At 62.4% G+C, this 14,673-nt stretch carries 21 protein-coding genes; 14 read left to right on the top strand and 7 right to left on the bottom strand.

Features of this window, described 5'->3' with window-relative positions:
• Nucleotides 1-282 precede the first annotated feature (282 nt).
• Nucleotides 283-741 carry a phosphopantetheine adenylyltransferase gene (locus QZ650_RS02130; RefSeq protein WP_292520455.1) on the top strand — a complete coding sequence of 153 codons (459 nt, stop codon included), beginning with the start codon at nt 283-285 and terminating at the stop codon, nt 739-741.
• Here the strand turns inward: QZ650_RS02130 and pyrI are convergent.
• Both pyrI and pyrB read right to left on the bottom strand, forming a co-directional pair.
• Nucleotides 734-1,201 carry an aspartate carbamoyltransferase regulatory subunit gene (gene pyrI / locus QZ650_RS02125; RefSeq protein WP_292520453.1) on the bottom strand — a complete coding sequence of 156 codons (468 nt, stop codon included), beginning with the start codon at nt 1,199-1,201 and terminating at the stop codon, nt 734-736. The genes QZ650_RS02130 and pyrI overlap by 8 nt on opposite strands.
• A complete protein-coding gene (gene pyrB / locus QZ650_RS02120; protein WP_292520451.1) occupies nt 1,198-2,094 on the bottom strand; it encodes an aspartate carbamoyltransferase in 897 nt (298 codons plus the stop codon). The genes pyrI and pyrB overlap by 4 nt, the downstream gene beginning before the upstream one ends.
• A 185-nt stretch (nt 2,095-2,279) precedes the next feature.
• Here pyrB and QZ650_RS02115 point away from each other — a divergent pair, with 185 nt between their 5' ends.
• A complete protein-coding gene (locus tag QZ650_RS02115; protein ID WP_292520449.1) occupies nt 2,280-2,468 on the top strand; it encodes a hypothetical protein in 189 nt (62 codons plus the stop codon).
• Between the two features lie 4 nt (nt 2,469-2,472).
• Here QZ650_RS02115 and QZ650_RS02110 read toward each other — a convergent pair whose 3' ends face one another.
• Genes QZ650_RS02110 through QZ650_RS02095 form a run of 4 tightly spaced genes read right to left on the bottom strand, consistent with a single transcriptional unit; the run spans nt 2,473 to nt 5,357 of the window.
• Nucleotides 2,473-3,198, bottom strand: coding sequence for a methyltransferase domain-containing protein (locus QZ650_RS02110; RefSeq protein ID WP_292520447.1), 726 nt, complete (start codon nt 3,196-3,198; stop codon nt 2,473-2,475).
• Nucleotides 3,195-3,536: a nascent polypeptide-associated complex protein gene (locus tag QZ650_RS02105; RefSeq protein WP_292520445.1), complete on the bottom strand. Its 342-nt coding sequence runs from the start codon at nt 3,534-3,536 to the stop codon at nt 3,195-3,197. Before QZ650_RS02105 ends, QZ650_RS02110 begins: the two co-directional genes overlap by 4 nt.
• Nucleotides 3,518-4,018 carry a PUA domain-containing protein gene (locus QZ650_RS02100; RefSeq protein WP_292520443.1) on the bottom strand — a complete coding sequence of 167 codons (501 nt, stop codon included), beginning with the start codon at nt 4,016-4,018 and terminating at the stop codon, nt 3,518-3,520. The genes QZ650_RS02105 and QZ650_RS02100 overlap by 19 nt, the downstream gene beginning before the upstream one ends.
• Nucleotides 3,960-5,357, bottom strand: a complete 1,398-nt coding sequence (locus tag QZ650_RS02095) for a DHH family phosphoesterase (RefSeq protein WP_292520441.1) — start codon at nt 5,355-5,357, stop codon at nt 3,960-3,962. The genes QZ650_RS02100 and QZ650_RS02095 overlap by 59 nt, the downstream gene beginning before the upstream one ends.
• A gap of 637 nt (nt 5,358-5,994) precedes the next feature.
• On the opposite strand from QZ650_RS02095, the gene QZ650_RS02090 reads away from it, so the two are divergent.
• The 12 genes from QZ650_RS02090 (at nt 5,995) to QZ650_RS02035 (ending at nt 12,911) form a co-directional block, all read left to right on the top strand.
• Nucleotides 5,995-7,398 (top strand): NAD(P)H-hydrate dehydratase, encoded by a 1,404-nt coding sequence (locus tag QZ650_RS02090; RefSeq protein ID WP_292520439.1) that lies wholly within the window; start codon nt 5,995-5,997, stop codon nt 7,396-7,398.
• A gap of 57 nt (nt 7,399-7,455) precedes the next feature.
• Entirely contained in the window at nt 7,456-7,950 is a 495-nt protein-coding gene (moaC, locus tag QZ650_RS02085) for a cyclic pyranopterin monophosphate synthase MoaC (RefSeq protein ID WP_292520438.1), read from the top strand.
• 121 nt (nt 7,951-8,071) lie between these two features.
• Nucleotides 8,072-8,662, top strand: a complete 591-nt coding sequence (locus QZ650_RS02080; protein ID WP_292520436.1) for a 50S ribosomal protein L15e — start codon at nt 8,072-8,074, stop codon at nt 8,660-8,662.
• A 33-nt stretch (nt 8,663-8,695) separates the two neighbouring features.
• Nucleotides 8,696-9,340 carry an RNase P subunit p30 family protein gene (locus QZ650_RS02075; protein WP_292520434.1) on the top strand — a complete coding sequence of 215 codons (645 nt, stop codon included), beginning with the start codon at nt 8,696-8,698 and terminating at the stop codon, nt 9,338-9,340.
• Entirely contained in the window at nt 9,337-9,819 is a 483-nt protein-coding gene (locus tag QZ650_RS02070) for an Rpp14/Pop5 family protein (RefSeq protein WP_292520432.1), read from the top strand. The genes QZ650_RS02075 and QZ650_RS02070 overlap by 4 nt, the downstream gene beginning before the upstream one ends.
• Entirely contained in the window at nt 9,819-10,541 is a 723-nt protein-coding gene (gene psmA, locus QZ650_RS02065; protein WP_292520430.1) for an archaeal proteasome endopeptidase complex subunit alpha, read from the top strand. Before QZ650_RS02070 ends, psmA begins: the two co-directional genes overlap by 1 nt.
• A gap of 7 nt (nt 10,542-10,548) precedes the next feature.
• Entirely contained in the window at nt 10,549-11,253 is a 705-nt protein-coding gene (locus tag QZ650_RS02060; RefSeq protein WP_292520428.1) for a ribosome assembly factor SBDS, read from the top strand.
• A gap of 55 nt (nt 11,254-11,308) precedes the next feature.
• Nucleotides 11,309-11,599, top strand: a complete 291-nt coding sequence (locus QZ650_RS02055) for a 50S ribosomal protein L37ae (RefSeq protein WP_292520426.1) — start codon at nt 11,309-11,311, stop codon at nt 11,597-11,599.
• A 6-nt stretch (nt 11,600-11,605) separates the two neighbouring features.
• A complete protein-coding gene (locus QZ650_RS02050) occupies nt 11,606-11,737 on the top strand; it encodes a DNA-directed RNA polymerase subunit P (RefSeq protein ID WP_250987419.1) in 132 nt (43 codons plus the stop codon).
• Nucleotides 11,734-12,138: a hypothetical protein gene (locus QZ650_RS02045; RefSeq protein WP_292520424.1), complete on the top strand. Its 405-nt coding sequence runs from the start codon at nt 11,734-11,736 to the stop codon at nt 12,136-12,138. The genes QZ650_RS02050 and QZ650_RS02045 overlap by 4 nt, the downstream gene beginning before the upstream one ends.
• A complete protein-coding gene (locus QZ650_RS02040) occupies nt 12,135-12,383 on the top strand; it encodes a KEOPS complex subunit Pcc1 (protein ID WP_292520422.1) in 249 nt (82 codons plus the stop codon). The genes QZ650_RS02045 and QZ650_RS02040 overlap by 4 nt, the downstream gene beginning before the upstream one ends.
• Before the next feature lie 162 nt (nt 12,384-12,545).
• Nucleotides 12,546-12,911 carry a prefoldin subunit beta gene (locus QZ650_RS02035; protein WP_292520419.1) on the top strand — a complete coding sequence of 122 codons (366 nt, stop codon included), beginning with the start codon at nt 12,546-12,548 and terminating at the stop codon, nt 12,909-12,911.
• Between the two features lie 182 nt (nt 12,912-13,093).
• Here QZ650_RS02035 and QZ650_RS02030 read toward each other — a convergent pair whose 3' ends face one another.
• A complete protein-coding gene (locus QZ650_RS02030; RefSeq protein ID WP_292520509.1) occupies nt 13,094-14,638 on the bottom strand; it encodes a 2-isopropylmalate synthase in 1,545 nt (514 codons plus the stop codon).
• Nucleotides 14,639-14,673 lie beyond the last annotated feature (35 nt).

The following is a 14,673-nucleotide window of genomic DNA, read 5'->3' as shown; positions in this document are numbered from 1 at the left end:
CTCCCCTGTCTCAACTCACACAGATTTGCACTGCTCTCCCAACGATCCAAACTTCTTGTGTCACCCCCACCCCGCCCGGCCTTCGGCCTCCTCCTCTGCACCTAGCGGTGCTCATGCTCCGGCCCTGCGGCCCATCGCACCCCACACCATAGGGCGGGGGCAGTGCGTGGCGATACCCCACGGTCCAACTGCACGGGTTTCTCTATCGTCAGCCGTTTGACTTTCCCCCTTCTTCCGCCCCCAACCACTACCCATAAAACCCCTCACGGCAAACGCCTCCAGATGAAAGTGATGGTCGGGGGGACGTTCGATCCCCTGCATGCCGGGCACCGGAAACTCCTCGCCCGTTCCTTTGAGCTCGCCGGGCCTGACGGAGAGGTGATCATCGGGCTGACGACCGACGAGTTTGCCGGCGTAAAGGTGCACCCCGTCCACTCCTACAGCGAACGGCTGGAAAACATTGCGTCATTCGTCCGCGAGCACGGTTATACCGCAGCGTGGAAGGTCGAGCCGCTCACCGACCGCTACGGCAGCGCCCTTGATACGGACTTCGATATCCTCGTCGTCTCCGAGGAGACCTTCCCGGTTGCCGTGGAGATCAACGACCTCCGGCGGCAGCGGGGGCGAAAAAAAGTGGATCTTCACGAGATCTCGTGCGTCCTCGCCGAAGATGGCCGGCGGATCTCGAGCACCCGGATCTGCCGGGGGGAGATCGACCGGCACGGGCGCCTGATCAGATGATGTGGCTTGCGATATCGTTCTTAACCAGCCAGTCGCAGTAGAGGCAGTGCAGCCCTTTTGGAAGCACCTCGAACGTGCTCTCGACAGGCTCGTTTGCGTTCGTGATGCAGCCGGGGTTCGGGCACCTGACCACGCCTTTGAGGACTTTCGGGATCTCCACGCCCTTCTTCTCCACGACCTGGAAGTCCCGGATGATGTTGATCTTTGCCTGCGGCGCAAGCAGGGCGATCCGGTCGACCTCCTCCGTGCAGAGTTCGCGGTTCTCGATCTTGACGATATCCTTCCTCCCCATCCGCTTGCTTTTGACGTTCGTAGCGATACTCAGACACTCCCGCGTCGACCCGGTGATGCCGAGTATCCGCAGAACGTTTAACGCCTCACCGGCCGTGATGTGGTCGATGACGGTGCCGTTCTTGATCGGGCTGATGATCAGCCCGCCTGATGGGTCTTTCCTGGTCACTTCATCACCTCGTGGAGGAGCGCCATCCTGACGGGGACACCGTTCCTCGCCTGCTCAAAGTAGCGCGCATACGGCGTCTGATCTACCGCCGGGTCGATCTCCCCGGCGCGGGGGAGAGGGTGGAGGATCATCAGGTGATCCCGGACGCCGGCAAGGAGGTCGGGTGTTATCCGGTAACTGGACGCGACGTTGTAATACGATGCCGAGTCCGGGAACCGCTCGCGCTGGATCCTCGTAACGTAGAGGACGTCGAGGTCCCGGACCACCTCCTCGACATCCTCGTGCTCGACGACCTCCATCCCGCGCTCCCGAAGTTCGAGGGTGATGTTTGCCGGCATCTCGAGCCCTCCCGGCGCGATCGTGTGGAGCGTGACGCCGTAGAGGGAGAGGGCGAGGGCCAGCGAGTGCGCGGTCCTGCCGTAGCGGAGATCCCCTAATAGCCCGACGTCGAGCCCCTTGATCGGCATCGACTGCCGGATGGTGTAGAGGTCGAGGAGTGTCTGGCTTGGGTGCTGCCCCGCGCCGTCCCCTGCGTTGATGACCGGGACCGAGGCGAACTCGCTTGCGAGCCTCGCCGCCCCCTCCTTCGGGTGGCGCAGGACAATGGCGTCTGCATAGCCGCTCACCACCCGGATGGTGTCGGCCAGTGTCTCCCCCTTGACGATGGAACTCGCCTCCACGGAGTCCACGCTGATCGACCGTCCGCCGAGCCGTGCCATGGCCGTCGCAAACGACATCCTTGTCCGGGTGCTGGGTTCGAAGAAGAGGAGCGCCGCAAGTTTGTCCTCAAGCATCCGGGGCTGGTAGTTCCCGGTATCAAACTCCTGCGCCCGGTCCAGCAGGTAATCGAGTTCTTTTCGTTCAAGATCGCGGATCGATATAATATGGTACATCGTGTGGCTACCTTCCGGGGCCCGTCTCCTGCCGGCTCGTCCCGGACCGTCGCCGGGTTCAGGGAAAGCCCCTCTTCTCTCAAGAATAATGGTTCACCGCACATCCACTAATACCTTTTTTCCGATCCCATGCACAACAACCTTTCTCATCTCCCCCTCCTAACACTACACGGGAAGGAGAGTTCATGTCGGAAGATCCGGAAACATACGCCCCTGAGACCTGCTGCCACTGCGATGGGCTTGGCTGTCTGTACTGCAACAAAAAAGGCACGGTGATGGTGCCGCAGCCCGCACAGAAGTGCAGGCAATGCGGCGGCGACTGCTGTATCTACTGCGGCTACACCGGGTGGGAACGCCCGCTGAAGGAGTATTAACTCTCTATTTTCGTGCAATCGTGACGTAGCCGCTGTGGGCGACCCTTGTCGACGGCCGGGTTCCCCGGGCGGAGCGCGTCAGTTCCCGCTCCATGCACTCGTAACAGTGGACGTCGCGGAAGAGCGGCGTTGCGGCATCGAGCGCGGTGAACGTGTGCTCGAGAAACGGCGTGTAGCAGGCGAGGTAGCCGCCGGGCAAAAGGAGCGAGAAGGCATGCTCCACGTGTGCCGCGGTTATCGTGAGGTCCAGGTGGACGACATCGAACTTGCCGGTTGCTTCGAGCATATCGGCCGCGACCACCTCGACGTTATCGAGGCGGGCGTCCCTGACGTTCTTCTCCGCGAGCCGGGCAAACTCCGGGCGCACCTCGTAGGTCTTCACCTCGCGGGCGATCTTTCCAAAGTAGATCGCGGCGACTCCGCTCCCTGTGCCGGAATCAAGGACCGCGTCCTCGCGGTTCATCCCCGTGTAGGCGATGACGATCCCGATATCCTTCGGGAGCATGGGTGCTCCGCTCCGTTTCGCATGAACGAAGAAGTCGGTCGGCCGGGGACGCAGGACCCTGAACGGGACGTTGAGGTGGGTCCGGATCTCGTCTCCGGGGCTCATGCCCACGAGCGCCCCGCGGTCGATCATCCCGCGGTCGGTCGAGAACTGGCCCTCGCCTGCCGTTACGAAGTACTCGCGGTCCTCACTGACGAGCAGGAGACGTTCGCCCGTCTCGATCATTGCTGCGAGAGTTTCAGGATTGCCTCGGCGATATCACCGCGGGTCTCGATGAGCGCCGCTCTCGCAACCTCTTCCGCCGCTCCGGTCTGGGATGCGACGAGAGCGACGTCGTCGTCGGGGATCTCCGGGATAGCCTCCTCGAACCGGGCCTCCCCGGTGAGCTGGTAGGTGGTGACCCCCTGCATCGTCGTCGCGACGACCTGGGCATCGTCAAAGACGTAGTTTCCCGCGGGCGTGTAGATAACCACCTTCTCAACGCCCTCGATCTCCTCCATCTCCATGCCCATCTGCTTCATCATCTGCTTCATCTTTTTTGGGTTTATCTTGCCTGGAAACATTCTGATCCCCTTCCCTGTCGTACTTTTACCGCTACACCGTAATTAAATGCCAGCATCTCCCGGCCGGAGAGCAGGGCTCCCCCGGTGGCGAGGAGCACGTCGCCGGCGGTCACCACCAGCACCTCGTCGCCGGGGCGGATGCCTTCGTCGGCAGCGAGAACGTGCTTTGCCATCGCGTTCTTCCCGTCCGCGACGAACGGCGCCACGTCCTCCTGCACCGTCACCCGGTAGGCCGGGGGGGCAAGATGAGCGCAAAGCCGCGCCGCTCCGGTGATCCCGAGGGTCAGGCGGCCGTCCTGTGCCCTGACGGTTGCAAGCCTCTCCTTTCCGAGCCGCACCTGACGGATGCGCCCCGTCGTGGAGAACTGGAAGGTGCATTCGTCGGGGAATACCGCAACTCCGGCCCCGGCACCGAACTGGAAGTCAGCAATTGTCCGGATTCGCCGAAGCGAACTGTCTCTTGAGTATTCGGTTGACACCATCAATAAATTCCTCCTCTCTCTCGCGGGGGATGAATGCCCCGGCGGCGATCCGGTGCCCGCCGCCTGCGCCGCCCACCGCTGCCGATGCCTCGACGAGCGCTTCCTGAAGGTCGACCCCCTGGCCGAGCGCCCACTCGTTCGTCCGCATCGAGACCTTCGTGACCTCCGGCTCGTCCACCATCGCGGCGAGCACCATCATGGGTTTCTTCCAGTTCAGCTTGGAGAGCGCCATCCCTGCCCCGATACCGACGATGGTGTCGGGGAACCGGTCGCCGGTGTGGATGTACTGGAGGTGGGATAACTCGGTCACCCCGGCATCAAGGATGTACTGGAGCAGGTCGCGGATGATCGTCCGGTGATGGCTGAGCATGTGCCCCGCATCACGGTACGCGTCCCCGCGCTCCCCGCGGCAGATCCTCCCCCCGATACCGGGCTTTGCCCACCGGCCGCAGGCGTTCAAGAGGGTGGCGTACTCAGAGGCGTTCCGGAGCGGTGTCCGTTCCGGCTCGTCGGGGAAGATGTAGGTCTCGGCGAGCAAGCGGTCGGTTTCCCTCCCGTGTGCGATGAGCTGCTGGACGAGGGCACTGATGATCGTGCGCCGGTCCTCAAACGGGAGTTCCTCCCAGACGAGCCATCCGCCCCGTGGGTTCTTCAGTTCGACACCGAGCCTCTCAAGGAACCGGAGCGCCGCGTTTGGGTTGTTCGAGATCCCGTCGATGTAGGGATCGTCACAGTAGCCCAGGCAGATGTGGATCGGGCGGGTGGACGTCCCGTAGCAGTTTAAGTCCCGGTCCTGCACGACGATATTGCCGTACTCCACGCCGTCCTGGACGATCTCGCGCGCCGGGCCGACCAGCCCGCAGTTCTCTCTGGCCATCATGTCCCCGACGTTCCCGACGACGGCGAGTTTCGCAAGGTCGGTGCCTGTCGGGTCGATTGCCTTTGCAACCAGATAAGCGATCCCGGCGGCGCTCATGCGGGTGACGCCGTGATCGAGGCTGTTCACCTGGGGGTAGGCCGTGCCGCAGGGCTGGCTGACGTGGTGGTCGAGGATGAGGACTTCGTCCACCGAGAGCCCGTGCTCCTCAAGGAGACCCTGCTGGCCGGCACCGAGGTCGGTGAAGAGTTTCAGCGACCTGTCCTTTCGGACGTGGCGCATCGCCATCGGTTCGAGCTGGCGGACGAAGACGGAGTCGACCGGCATGCCCTCGCGGGTGAGTGCCTGCGCGAGGATCGACTCCGTGCTGATGCCGTCGGCGTCGATGTGGGAGACGATCGTCACCGTGTCCGCATCAAGGATGATGTCTGCCGCTCTCCGCACATCTGTTTCGAGGCCCATCTCCATAGTAGTGCGTCGTGAGGTGTCAATAAAGCATGGGAGTGTGAGAGACGGAGGGGTGTTTGGGCGGGTAGGTAATGGAAAGTTAGGGTTTGGGCTTGAGTCTTGGAATAAAGGTTGCCTGCTGGTAATAGGTTGGGATGCTGGAGCAACTGTAACGATGATGAACTCCGTACACTGGACCGTGGGAGTATCGCCTTTGGGGGAGGGGCTGGCGGGGAGGGGGCTTGTCCCCTCCCCTGTCTCAACCTACACAGATCAGTACTGGAATCACAAAGATCCACACTTCTCGCTAACCCCACCCCACCCGGCCTCCGGCCTCCTCATTCGCACCTAGCGGTGCTCCAACTCTGCTCCTACGGAGCATCGTTCCCCGCCCCTCCAAGGGGCGGGGGCAGTGGGTGGCGATAGCCGATGCAAATCCGTGCATGGGTTTATGCGGTCAAATGAGGCGTAAGCCGCACTTTCTAGGGTGAAAGAGCTTGTTTATCGAAAGACTGCATTGTGCATCTGTCATCAGCATCCCTCTGCACACCTGCCCTCTGGCCAGTTGCGCTCCGAACCGTCGCGTCTTCAAAAGATATCTATCAGAGAAACGCCATAGCACCAATCAGACAACGCTCCAGGAGGGCCATAAATGACACCAGACAGTATGTGGGAGTTTCTGGAGACCGGTATAATCGATGCCGGCAGGATGCGTGCAGTCGAAGGGAACGCTGTCGCGCTCGGGCAGCCGTCGCTTCTGATGATGGAGAGCGCCGGGCGGGCCGTCGCGGATGCCGTCCTCGCCGGCAGTCCCTCCCGCGTCCTCGTCCTCTGCGGGAGGGGGAACAACGGCGGCGACGGAATGGTGGCGGCCCGGTATCTCCAGCACCTCGATGCGGTCGACGTCGTCTACCCCGACTGCGGCTCGATGACCTCATCGACCGCCTCCCAGGTGTCCCTTCTCCGGCACTGCTCCGTCACCCTCCGCCCGGTCCGGTGCGCCGCCGATGTCGATCGGCTCACGCCGCTCTTTGACTCGGCCGACGTCATCGTCGACGCGATGCTCGGCACCGGGATATCGGGCGCAGTGCGGGAGCCGTTTGCAACCCTCGTTGCCCGGGCGAACGCGAGCGGCGCACCGGTCGTCGCCGTCGACGTCCCCACCCCCGGAATCCGGGCGGACCGGATCATATCGTTCCACCGGCCGAAGGTCGAGGGCGCGGATGTCGCGGATATCGGCATCCCGCTCGAGGCCGAGGTCTACACCGGCCCCGGCGATCTTGCACTCGTCCCGGCACGGGCAGAAGGGGCCCACAAGGGCGCCGGCGGCGAGGTTCTCGTCGTCGGGGGCGGGCCCTATCAGGGCGCGCCCTACATCGCGGCGATGGGAGCGCTCCGCGCCGGGGCCGACATCGTCCGGGTGGCCTCGCCTGCGTACATTCCCATGCCCGACCTGATCTACGAGCGCCTGGAGGGGAGGACGATCACGGGCGATCACCTGGAGACGATCCTCTCGCTCGTCGAGCGGGCTGATGTCGTCGTCTGCGGCATGGGCCTCGGGAAGGAGAGCCACGACGTCGTCCTCGCCATTGCGGAGGCTGCCAAGCGGGCGGTCTTTGATGCCGACGCGCTCGCTCGTCCCCTGCCGGTGGCCAAGGAGACGATCTACACCCCGCACGCGGGCGAGTTTGCCCGGATGACCGGGACGGAACTCCCGCCGGATCTCGTCACGCGGGGCCGGAGCGTGAAGGCTGCCGCGACGGCGGGGACCGTCCTGCTCAAAGGGCCGGTCGACGTCATATCCGACGGGAGACGGGTCAGGTTCAACCGGACCGGAACCCCCGCGATGACCGTCGGCGGGACGGGCGACCTGCTTGGCGGGGTTGCCGGGGCGCTCTTCTGCCAGCTCCCCGCGTTTGAGGCGGCCTGCATCGCGGCATACGTCTGCGGCAGGGCCGGGATGCGGGCCGCGGAGGAGCGAGCGAACGGCATGCTCGCGACCGATATGCTCGACCGCATCCCACAGGAACTCTTCCGACACGGAGCGCCGGAGTGACCATCCCCAAGACGCCCTCTTTTATCCCCGAAAAAACGAAACGATCTCCTGATACACATGAACGAGTCCGGCAAACAGAGCGAGAGCCCGGTCTTCACCCATATTGAGAACGACCGCGCGCAGATGGTGGACATATCGGGAAAGTCCGAGGTCACCCGGGAAGCGGTTGCGAGCGGGAGGATCTACCTGCGGGGCGAGACCCTCCGGGCCATCCGGGAGGGTACCGCGGTCAAGGGCAACGTGCTTGCGACCGCACGGGTGGCGGCCACCCTCGCGGTGAAGGAGACCCCGCGCATCATCCCCATGTGCCATCCCATACCGCTTGCGGGGATCACCATCGACTTCGAGGAGGGCGACGGCTACATCGAGGCGACCGCCCGCGTGAAGTCCTACGGGAGGACGGGCGTCGAGATGGAGGCGCTCACCGGGGTCTCCGTTGCTCTCCTCACCGTCTGGGATATGGTCAAGTCGGCGGAGAAGGACGAGAACGGACAGTACCCGGTCACCCGGATCGAGGCCATCCGCGTCGTTGAGAAGCGCAAGGGAGTCTAAGTCCCCCTGAAGGCGGGCAAAAGGAATCCTTTATTTGTGCTCTCGTCAACCTGTTAGGAACCACGGGATACGTCCCGGAAAGGAATGTGGCGGAAACGCTGAACCTGAGGTGATTAAAAGAATGGCAAAGTCAATGTATGCCTACGTTCGCGAGGCATGGAAGCGGCCTGACAGGTCCGAAGTGAAAGGTCTCCTCTGGGAGCGCCTCCAGACATGGCGGCGCGAGGGGAGCATCGTGCGCGTGGAGCACCCGACCCGGATTGACCGGGCTCGCTCGCTCGGCTACAAGGCCAAGCAGGGAATCGTCGTCGTGCGGGTCAAGGTCCGCCGCGGCGGCCGGAGGAAGCCCCGGTACATCCGCGGGCGCAGGACCGCACGCATGGGAATGCGCCGGCTGACCCCGGCAAAGAGCCTGCAGCGCATGGCCGAGGAACGTGCATCCCGCAAGTTCCCGAACATGGAAGCCCTGAACTCTTACTGGGTCGGGGAGGACGGACGGGCAAAGTGGTTCGAGGTGATCATGGTTGACGGTCACCACCCGTCGATCCGGAGCGACCGCAACCTCGCGTGGCTGGCCGACCCGGTTCACCGCGGCCGTGCAGAGCGCGGCAAGACCTCTGCCGGCATGAAGGGGCGCGGAATGCGGACGCGCGGACGTGGAACCGAAAAGACCCGCCCGAGCATCCGTTCCCACGCGAACCGCGGGAAATAAATAACCCTTTTTTTTACATACGGCCTGCCCACGATGAAGATCACAGATGCCAGTGTATACCCCTATCCTGCCGGTGACTCGACGCTTGCACGCATGGCGCTCGAGGCGGCGGAGCTCGGGTTCGATAGCATCGTTGCCGTCGGAGAGATCAGATCTCAACCCTCCGGGATAAAGATCCTCAGGGGGGCCGTTATCAATGCAGCCTCTCATAAAGAGGTCATCAAACGGGTGCGCGACCCCGCTGTCCGGCGGGCCGACGTGGTCTTTGTCAACGCCGGGGATATCTCCTTCAACCGGGCCGTCGTCTCGGTAAACGAGGTGAACGTCGTCAGGAACATCCATGCCGCCCGGCGAAACGCCTTCGATCACGTTGCTGCACGGACGGCGGCGGATCGTGGCGTTGCGGTGGACATCTCGCTTGCCCCCATCATCCAGTTCCGCGGGACGAAACGCCAGAAGGCGCTCCAGCGTTACGCGGATATCCTCTCGCTGCAGCGCCGCTACGGCTTCCCGCTGACGATATCGTCGGATGCGCGCTCGATCATGGAGCAGCGGTCGGTCCGGGAGGTCAGGAGCCTCTGCGCCCTCTTCGGGATGACCGGGGTGGAAGTGAGTGACGCTCTCGCTTCTGTCGGCCGGCTCACCGAACCGGAACTGCCGGTGAAGGTGGTCGCGTGAAACCGAGACCGCCGGCGATGCGGGCAAAGCGGCGCTACATCCTTGCACGGATCCTCCCGTATGGGGTGGCCGTGGACCAGAGACAGGCCTACTTCTCGGTCATCGAGGCCGCGACCTCCCTTCTCGGAGACGCGGCCGTCGGTCTTGCACAGCCCGCGGTGGTCTTCTGCGAAGGGGGGTATATCGTGGTCCGGTGCCGGCGGGGAACGGAGAAGGATATCGCCACCGCTCTCGCAACAATCACCACGATCGCCGATGAGCGGGCTGCACTGCGGACGGTCGCCACCTCCGGGACCATACATGCATTGCGGCGCCGGATGAGGCCGATCCGCCCCCTCTCTGAGGCCGGAGAAGCACAGGTCGGAGAAACTTATTTTACGGTGTACCGCTATCCCCGTCAAAAGGTTGATTTGGTCGAAAAGGGTATTAAACATCAGAAGTCATTGTTTTTCACCGAAGCCGATTTGGAGGAACGATAATGCAACCACAATATCAAATGGGATATGACCGGGCGATCACTGTCTTCAGCCCGGATGGAAGGCTCTATCAGGTTGAGTACGCCAGAGAAGCGGTTAAGCGGGGCACAACAGCCGTCGGAATCAAGTGCAGCGAAGGTGTCGTGCTGATCGTCGACAAAAGGGTGACATCCCGTCTCCTTGAGCCGGTATCCATCGAGAAGATCTTCAAGATCGACACGCATATCGGTGTGGCGTCCTCCGGCCTCGTCGGCGATGCGCGGTCCCTTGTGGATAGGGCGCGGGTCGAGTCCCAGATCAACCGGGTCTCCTACAACGAGCCGATCAACGTCGAGATCCTCGCCAAGAAACTCTGCGATCACATGCAGACTTACACCCAGTTCGGCGGTGCACGCCCTTACGGGACGGCTCTCCTGATCGCCGGGATCAGCGACGGGGAGGCCAGGCTGTTTGAGACCGACCCGAGCGGCACGCTTCTTGAGTACAAGGCGACCGGGATCGGCACGGGCCGGCCTGCGGTCATGAAGGTCTTCGAGGACGAGTACCAGGAGGAGGCGGACTTCGCCGGTGCCATCAAGCTCGGTATCAAGGCCCTGCATGCCGCGACTGAGGGGAAGCTGGACGTGAGCGCAATCGAGATCGGTGTCGTCTCCACTGCGACCAGGGAGTTTAGGAAGCTCGAGAGGGACGAAGTAAAGACCTACGTCGACCAGTTCGAAGAGTGACCTCCGTATGATACCCCTGGACCAGGCAGTTGTAGCGCGGCTTGAGAGTTACGGAGAACGGTTTGAAGTGCTCGTCGACCCCGACCAGGCCATGCGCATCCGGCAGGGGGAGGACGTCGACCTGGAGGACGCTGTTGCAGCTGACTCCATCTTTTCGAACGCCGCCCATGCCGAGCGTGCCTCCGACGAGGCGCTCCTGAAGGTCTTCAAGACGACCGAGTTCGAACCGGCAGCACTCCGGATCATCCAGAAAGGCGAGATCCATCTCACCTCCGAGCAGCGCCGCCATCTGATTGCAGAAAAACGGAACCGGGTCATCACGTTCATCTCGCGAAACGCCATCAACCCGCAGTCCGGTTTCCCTCACCCCCCGCAACGCATCGAGCTTGCTATGGAAGAGGCGAGGGTGAATATCGACCCCTTCAAATCGGTTGAGGAGCAGGTCAAAGAGGTGGTCAAAGCACTCCGACCCATCCTCCCCATCCGGTTTGAGGAGATCCGGATTGCCGTGAAGATCCCGGCGGACTATGCCGCGAGAGCATATGGAGAACTCCAGAGCGCGGTGACCCTTGAGCAGAACGAGTGGCAGAAGGATGGTTCCTGGATTGCTGTCGTCAGGATTCCGGCAGGTATCCAGGAAGAGTTCTACGACCTGATCAACAAGATATCAAAGGGCAATGCGGAGACCCGGATTATCGAACGCAAGTCGTGAGTAAGTATATTAATCGACAGCACAAAAATTAGAGGACATACAAGAGGTACGCTAAATGGCAAGTCGCAAACAGAGTGCCAAGGGCAGGGTAGTCGGAAGTTCCGGGCGTTTTGGCCCGCGGTATGGCCGGTTTATCCGGAAGAGAGTCAACCAGATCGAGAAGGTCTCTCGTGCGCGCCACGCCTGCCCGCGCTGCGATCAGGCAGCGGTCAAGCGTGAAGGGACGGGGATCTGGGCCTGCCGCAAGTGCGGATTCAAGTTTGCCGGCGGTAGTTACGTCCCCGAGACTCCCGCAATGCGTGTCGCTGTGCGGAGCATCGAGCGTTCACTGCAGAAGGAGGGCTAATCGGTCGTGGCTGCCTATAAGTGCGCTCGATGTAAACAGAAAGTGGAGATCGACGTCAATATCCGCTGTCCCTACTGTGGACACCGCATCCTTTTCAAAGAACGCGGCGCCGCAATAAAAGATCTGAAGGCTCGATGACGGTCGTCACGACGTCACGCAAACCACTCCCCGAGGTGCGCTCCCTCTCCCGGGACCTTGCGTTCGCGATCGAGGGAGAGTATGTCACCCGTGGCAAGGCGGGTATGGGTGACCTCTTCTCCCTTGACGACTCGATTCTGATAATCTCCAGATCAGGCCCTTTTTATCTCATTCAGGTCTTCTCTAATGCTGAGCTGGCAGCCGAGATCACCGTCCGGTCGTTTGCCGTCGGGGAGCGGCCCGGGGTGATTGCCCGCGGTCTCTTCGTCTCGGATCGCTCCGTGTACGATGCGCTCAGGGATCACGTCAACGCCGTCTTCGCCGGCGAGACCCTCCCGAAACACCGGATCGTCTTTGACGGAACGCAGCGGAAGCGTTACACGCTGGAGGTCGTCCCGTGAAGCACGCGGCAGTCTTCCGGTTCGTGACGGACGATGCCCGTGCCCTCTACCTCTCCGTCTGCCAGGAGATGGGCGACGTGGGGGACCGGTCGTCCGTCCGCGTACAACTTGCGGGCGAGGACACGCTCGTCCTCGATGTGGCCGCAAGCGACATACCGGCGCTTCGCGCGGCCCTGAACACCTGGCTGCGGCTGATCAGCATAGCAATCGAGATGCGGGAGATCGCCGCCCCGTCCGGAACCTGACGGGCTGAGAGTGGACCGGCGCGGTTCTCTTCCCCGAACCATCACATTTTATGGGCTTTACGCCCCTATCATGTAGAGAAAGGGCATCGGGCCGGGGTGGCCCCTGTCCGCATCCGAAATATTGTTACCGATCTTCGTCCCACTCTGGGAGGGTTGATGAATATGGAAAATATACCACCAAAAGTACAGAACCAGCTGGCGATGCTCCAGCAGATGCAGCAGCAGTTGCAGACCGTGGTCTCACAGAAAGCGCAGTATGAACTGACGATCCGCGAAGCCCGGCGGGCGGTCGAGGATCTGGCCGACGTCCCCGAGGATGCGGCGGTCTTCATGAACGTCGGCAGCGTCATGATGCAGAAGAGCAAGGAGCAGGTCCTCGCTTCCCTGAACGAGCGGGTCGAGACGCTCGAACTCCGGGTCAAGTCGCTTGAGAAACAGGAGAAGGCGCTGCAGGGCAGGTTCGAGCAGTTGTCCTCGCAGATCAGGGGAGCACTGGAAGGAAAGCAGCAGCCTCCCGGCGCTGCCTGAATCTTAATCAATTCTTTTTGGCTCCGGGAAAGATCCCCGCCGGGGCTATATCATCTGTTCCCATCACCGGCCTGATGCCCATACACTGTTCACCCAAATCCTGGAACAGTCGGCAGCCTGGAGTTCTCCTTCGCGTGAGGTGGCTGGAATGGGATGCTGACGAGACCGCAAAAGGGGGGAATTCACCCCTCCCGCTCGCGGTCGTTCTTCTGCGTCCGGCAGACGAGGTTGATGGCGTTGATCACCGCCTCGACCGATGCGAGGATGATGTCGTCGCTTGAGCCGCTGGCGTCAAAGACCCTGCCGCGCTCGTCTTCGACGGCGATGGTGACGTGCCCGAGAGCATCGGTGCCCCCGGAGATTGCCTCGATGTTGAACTCTTTGAGGTGGACCGGGGCCGGGATGATCCCGAGGATCGCCCGGACCGCCGCGTCCACCGGGCCGTTGCCGACGCTTGAGAAGATGTGCTCAACGCCATCGACGGTCGCCCGGACGCTTGCTGTCGGGATGACGTGGTTGCCGGTCATGATGGCGACGTCCTGGAGTTTCAGGGTCTTCTCGTCAGGCGCAAGTTGCATGACGCTCTCCGCAATCTCATAGAGGTCTGCGTCCGTCACCCGCTTGCCTTTGCCGGCAATCTCCTTCATTCTCAGCACGATCTCGTCGAGCTGCGGGTCGGTGGGCTCCATATGCACCTCGGCGAGCATCTGCCTGACCGCGTGCCTCCCGGCGTGTTTGCCGAGTTTGAGCCTGCGCCGGTGACCGACCATCTCCGGGGTCATGATCCCGGGCTCGAACGTATCCGACCGGGTGATCACCCCGTGGGAGTGGATCCCGCTCTCGTGGGCGAAGGCGTTCTCGCCGACGACAGGCTGCGTGGCGGGGATGCTCATCCCCGCGTAGCGCGCAACAAGCCGCGAGGTCTCGACGAGGCCCGTCGTCCGGATCCCGGTATCGATCCCGTGGATGGACGAGAGGACCATCACCGTCTGCGCGAGATCCGCGTTCCCGGCCCGCTCCCCGATCCCGTTCACCGTCACCTGCACCTGCGAGGCGCCGGCCTCGACCGCCGTGATGGTGTTTGCCACCGCTAGTCCGAAGTCGTTGTGGCAGTGGACGTCGATCGGGCAGTTCACCTCCCGGTCGATCCGGGTGATGAGCCGTTTCATGGCTGCCGGGGTGATCACGCCGACCGTGTCGGGGACGTTGATGACTGTGGCCCCGGCATCCACCGCAACGCGAAAGACCTCTATCAGGTAATCCCAGTCGGTCCTTGTGGCGTCCATCGCGGAGAACATGCACTGGCCGAGGTGGTCGCGGACGTAGGCGATGATATCGCCGGTTGCATCAAGGACCTGTTCGCGGGTCTTTTTAATGGTGTACTCCCGCTGGATGTCGGACGTCGGGATGAAGACATGAACCATATCGACGTCGCAGTCGATGCATGCATCCACGTCGGCCCGGAGCGACCGCGCAAGGCCGCAGACCTGTGTCGAGAGCCCGAGGGCCTTGATGGCTTTGACGATCTCGCGCTCGGCATCGGAGGATGCGGGAAAGCCCGCTTCGATGGCGTGTACTCCTATGCTGGAGAGCTGCTCTGCAATACCAAGCTTCTCCTCGATTGTGAACGAGATGCCCGGTGTTTGTTCACCGTCGCGCAGTGTGGTGTCGAAAACAGTGACGTTCTTTTTCGCACGGCTATCGGTGAAGAAGACAGTACGCTTCAGCGTTCCCAGGTGCTTTAGCGTTTGTAGGGTTCATA

The sequence above is a fragment of the Methanoculleus sp. genome, from assembly GCF_020696975.1.
GTDB lineage: Archaea > Halobacteriota > Methanomicrobia > Methanomicrobiales > Methanoculleaceae > Methanoculleus.
The sequence above is the reverse complement of the archived record's forward strand: the minus strand, read 5'-3'. Positions and strand labels throughout refer to the sequence as shown.

Excerpts from the sequence above, each read along its gene's own strand:
- QZ650_RS02130 (WP_292520455.1), top strand. The coding sequence starts at position 283 with ATGAAAGTGATGGTCGGGGGGACGTTCGATCCCCTGCATGCCGGGCAC.
- pyrB (WP_292520451.1), bottom strand. The coding sequence starts at position 2,094 with ATGTACCATATTATATCGATCCGCGATCTTGAACGAAAAGAACTCGAT.
- QZ650_RS02090 (WP_292520439.1), top strand. The coding sequence starts at position 5,995 with ATGACACCAGACAGTATGTGGGAGTTTCTGGAGACCGGTATAATCGAT.
- QZ650_RS02100 (WP_292520443.1), bottom strand. The coding sequence starts at position 4,018 with ATGGTGTCAACCGAATACTCAAGAGACAGTTCGCTTCGGCGAATCCGG.
- QZ650_RS02055 (WP_292520426.1), top strand. The coding sequence starts at position 11,309 with ATGGCAAGTCGCAAACAGAGTGCCAAGGGCAGGGTAGTCGGAAGTTCC.
- moaC (WP_292520438.1), top strand. The coding sequence starts at position 7,456 with ATGAACGAGTCCGGCAAACAGAGCGAGAGCCCGGTCTTCACCCATATT.
- QZ650_RS02115 (WP_292520449.1), top strand. The coding sequence starts at position 2,280 with ATGTCGGAAGATCCGGAAACATACGCCCCTGAGACCTGCTGCCACTGC.
- QZ650_RS02045 (WP_292520424.1), top strand. The coding sequence starts at position 11,734 with ATGACGGTCGTCACGACGTCACGCAAACCACTCCCCGAGGTGCGCTCC.
- QZ650_RS02105 (WP_292520445.1), bottom strand. The coding sequence starts at position 3,536 with ATGTTTCCAGGCAAGATAAACCCAAAAAAGATGAAGCAGATGATGAAG.
- QZ650_RS02060 (WP_292520428.1), top strand. The coding sequence starts at position 10,549 with ATGATACCCCTGGACCAGGCAGTTGTAGCGCGGCTTGAGAGTTACGGA.
- QZ650_RS02095 (WP_292520441.1), bottom strand. The coding sequence starts at position 5,357 with ATGGGCCTCGAAACAGATGTGCGGAGAGCGGCAGACATCATCCTTGAT.
- QZ650_RS02035 (WP_292520419.1), top strand. The coding sequence starts at position 12,546 with ATGGAAAATATACCACCAAAAGTACAGAACCAGCTGGCGATGCTCCAG.
- QZ650_RS02075 (WP_292520434.1), top strand. The coding sequence starts at position 8,696 with ATGAAGATCACAGATGCCAGTGTATACCCCTATCCTGCCGGTGACTCG.
- psmA (WP_292520430.1), top strand. The coding sequence starts at position 9,819 with ATGCAACCACAATATCAAATGGGATATGACCGGGCGATCACTGTCTTC.
- QZ650_RS02110 (WP_292520447.1), bottom strand. The coding sequence starts at position 3,198 with ATGATCGAGACGGGCGAACGTCTCCTGCTCGTCAGTGAGGACCGCGAG.
- QZ650_RS02080 (WP_292520436.1), top strand. The coding sequence starts at position 8,072 with ATGGCAAAGTCAATGTATGCCTACGTTCGCGAGGCATGGAAGCGGCCT.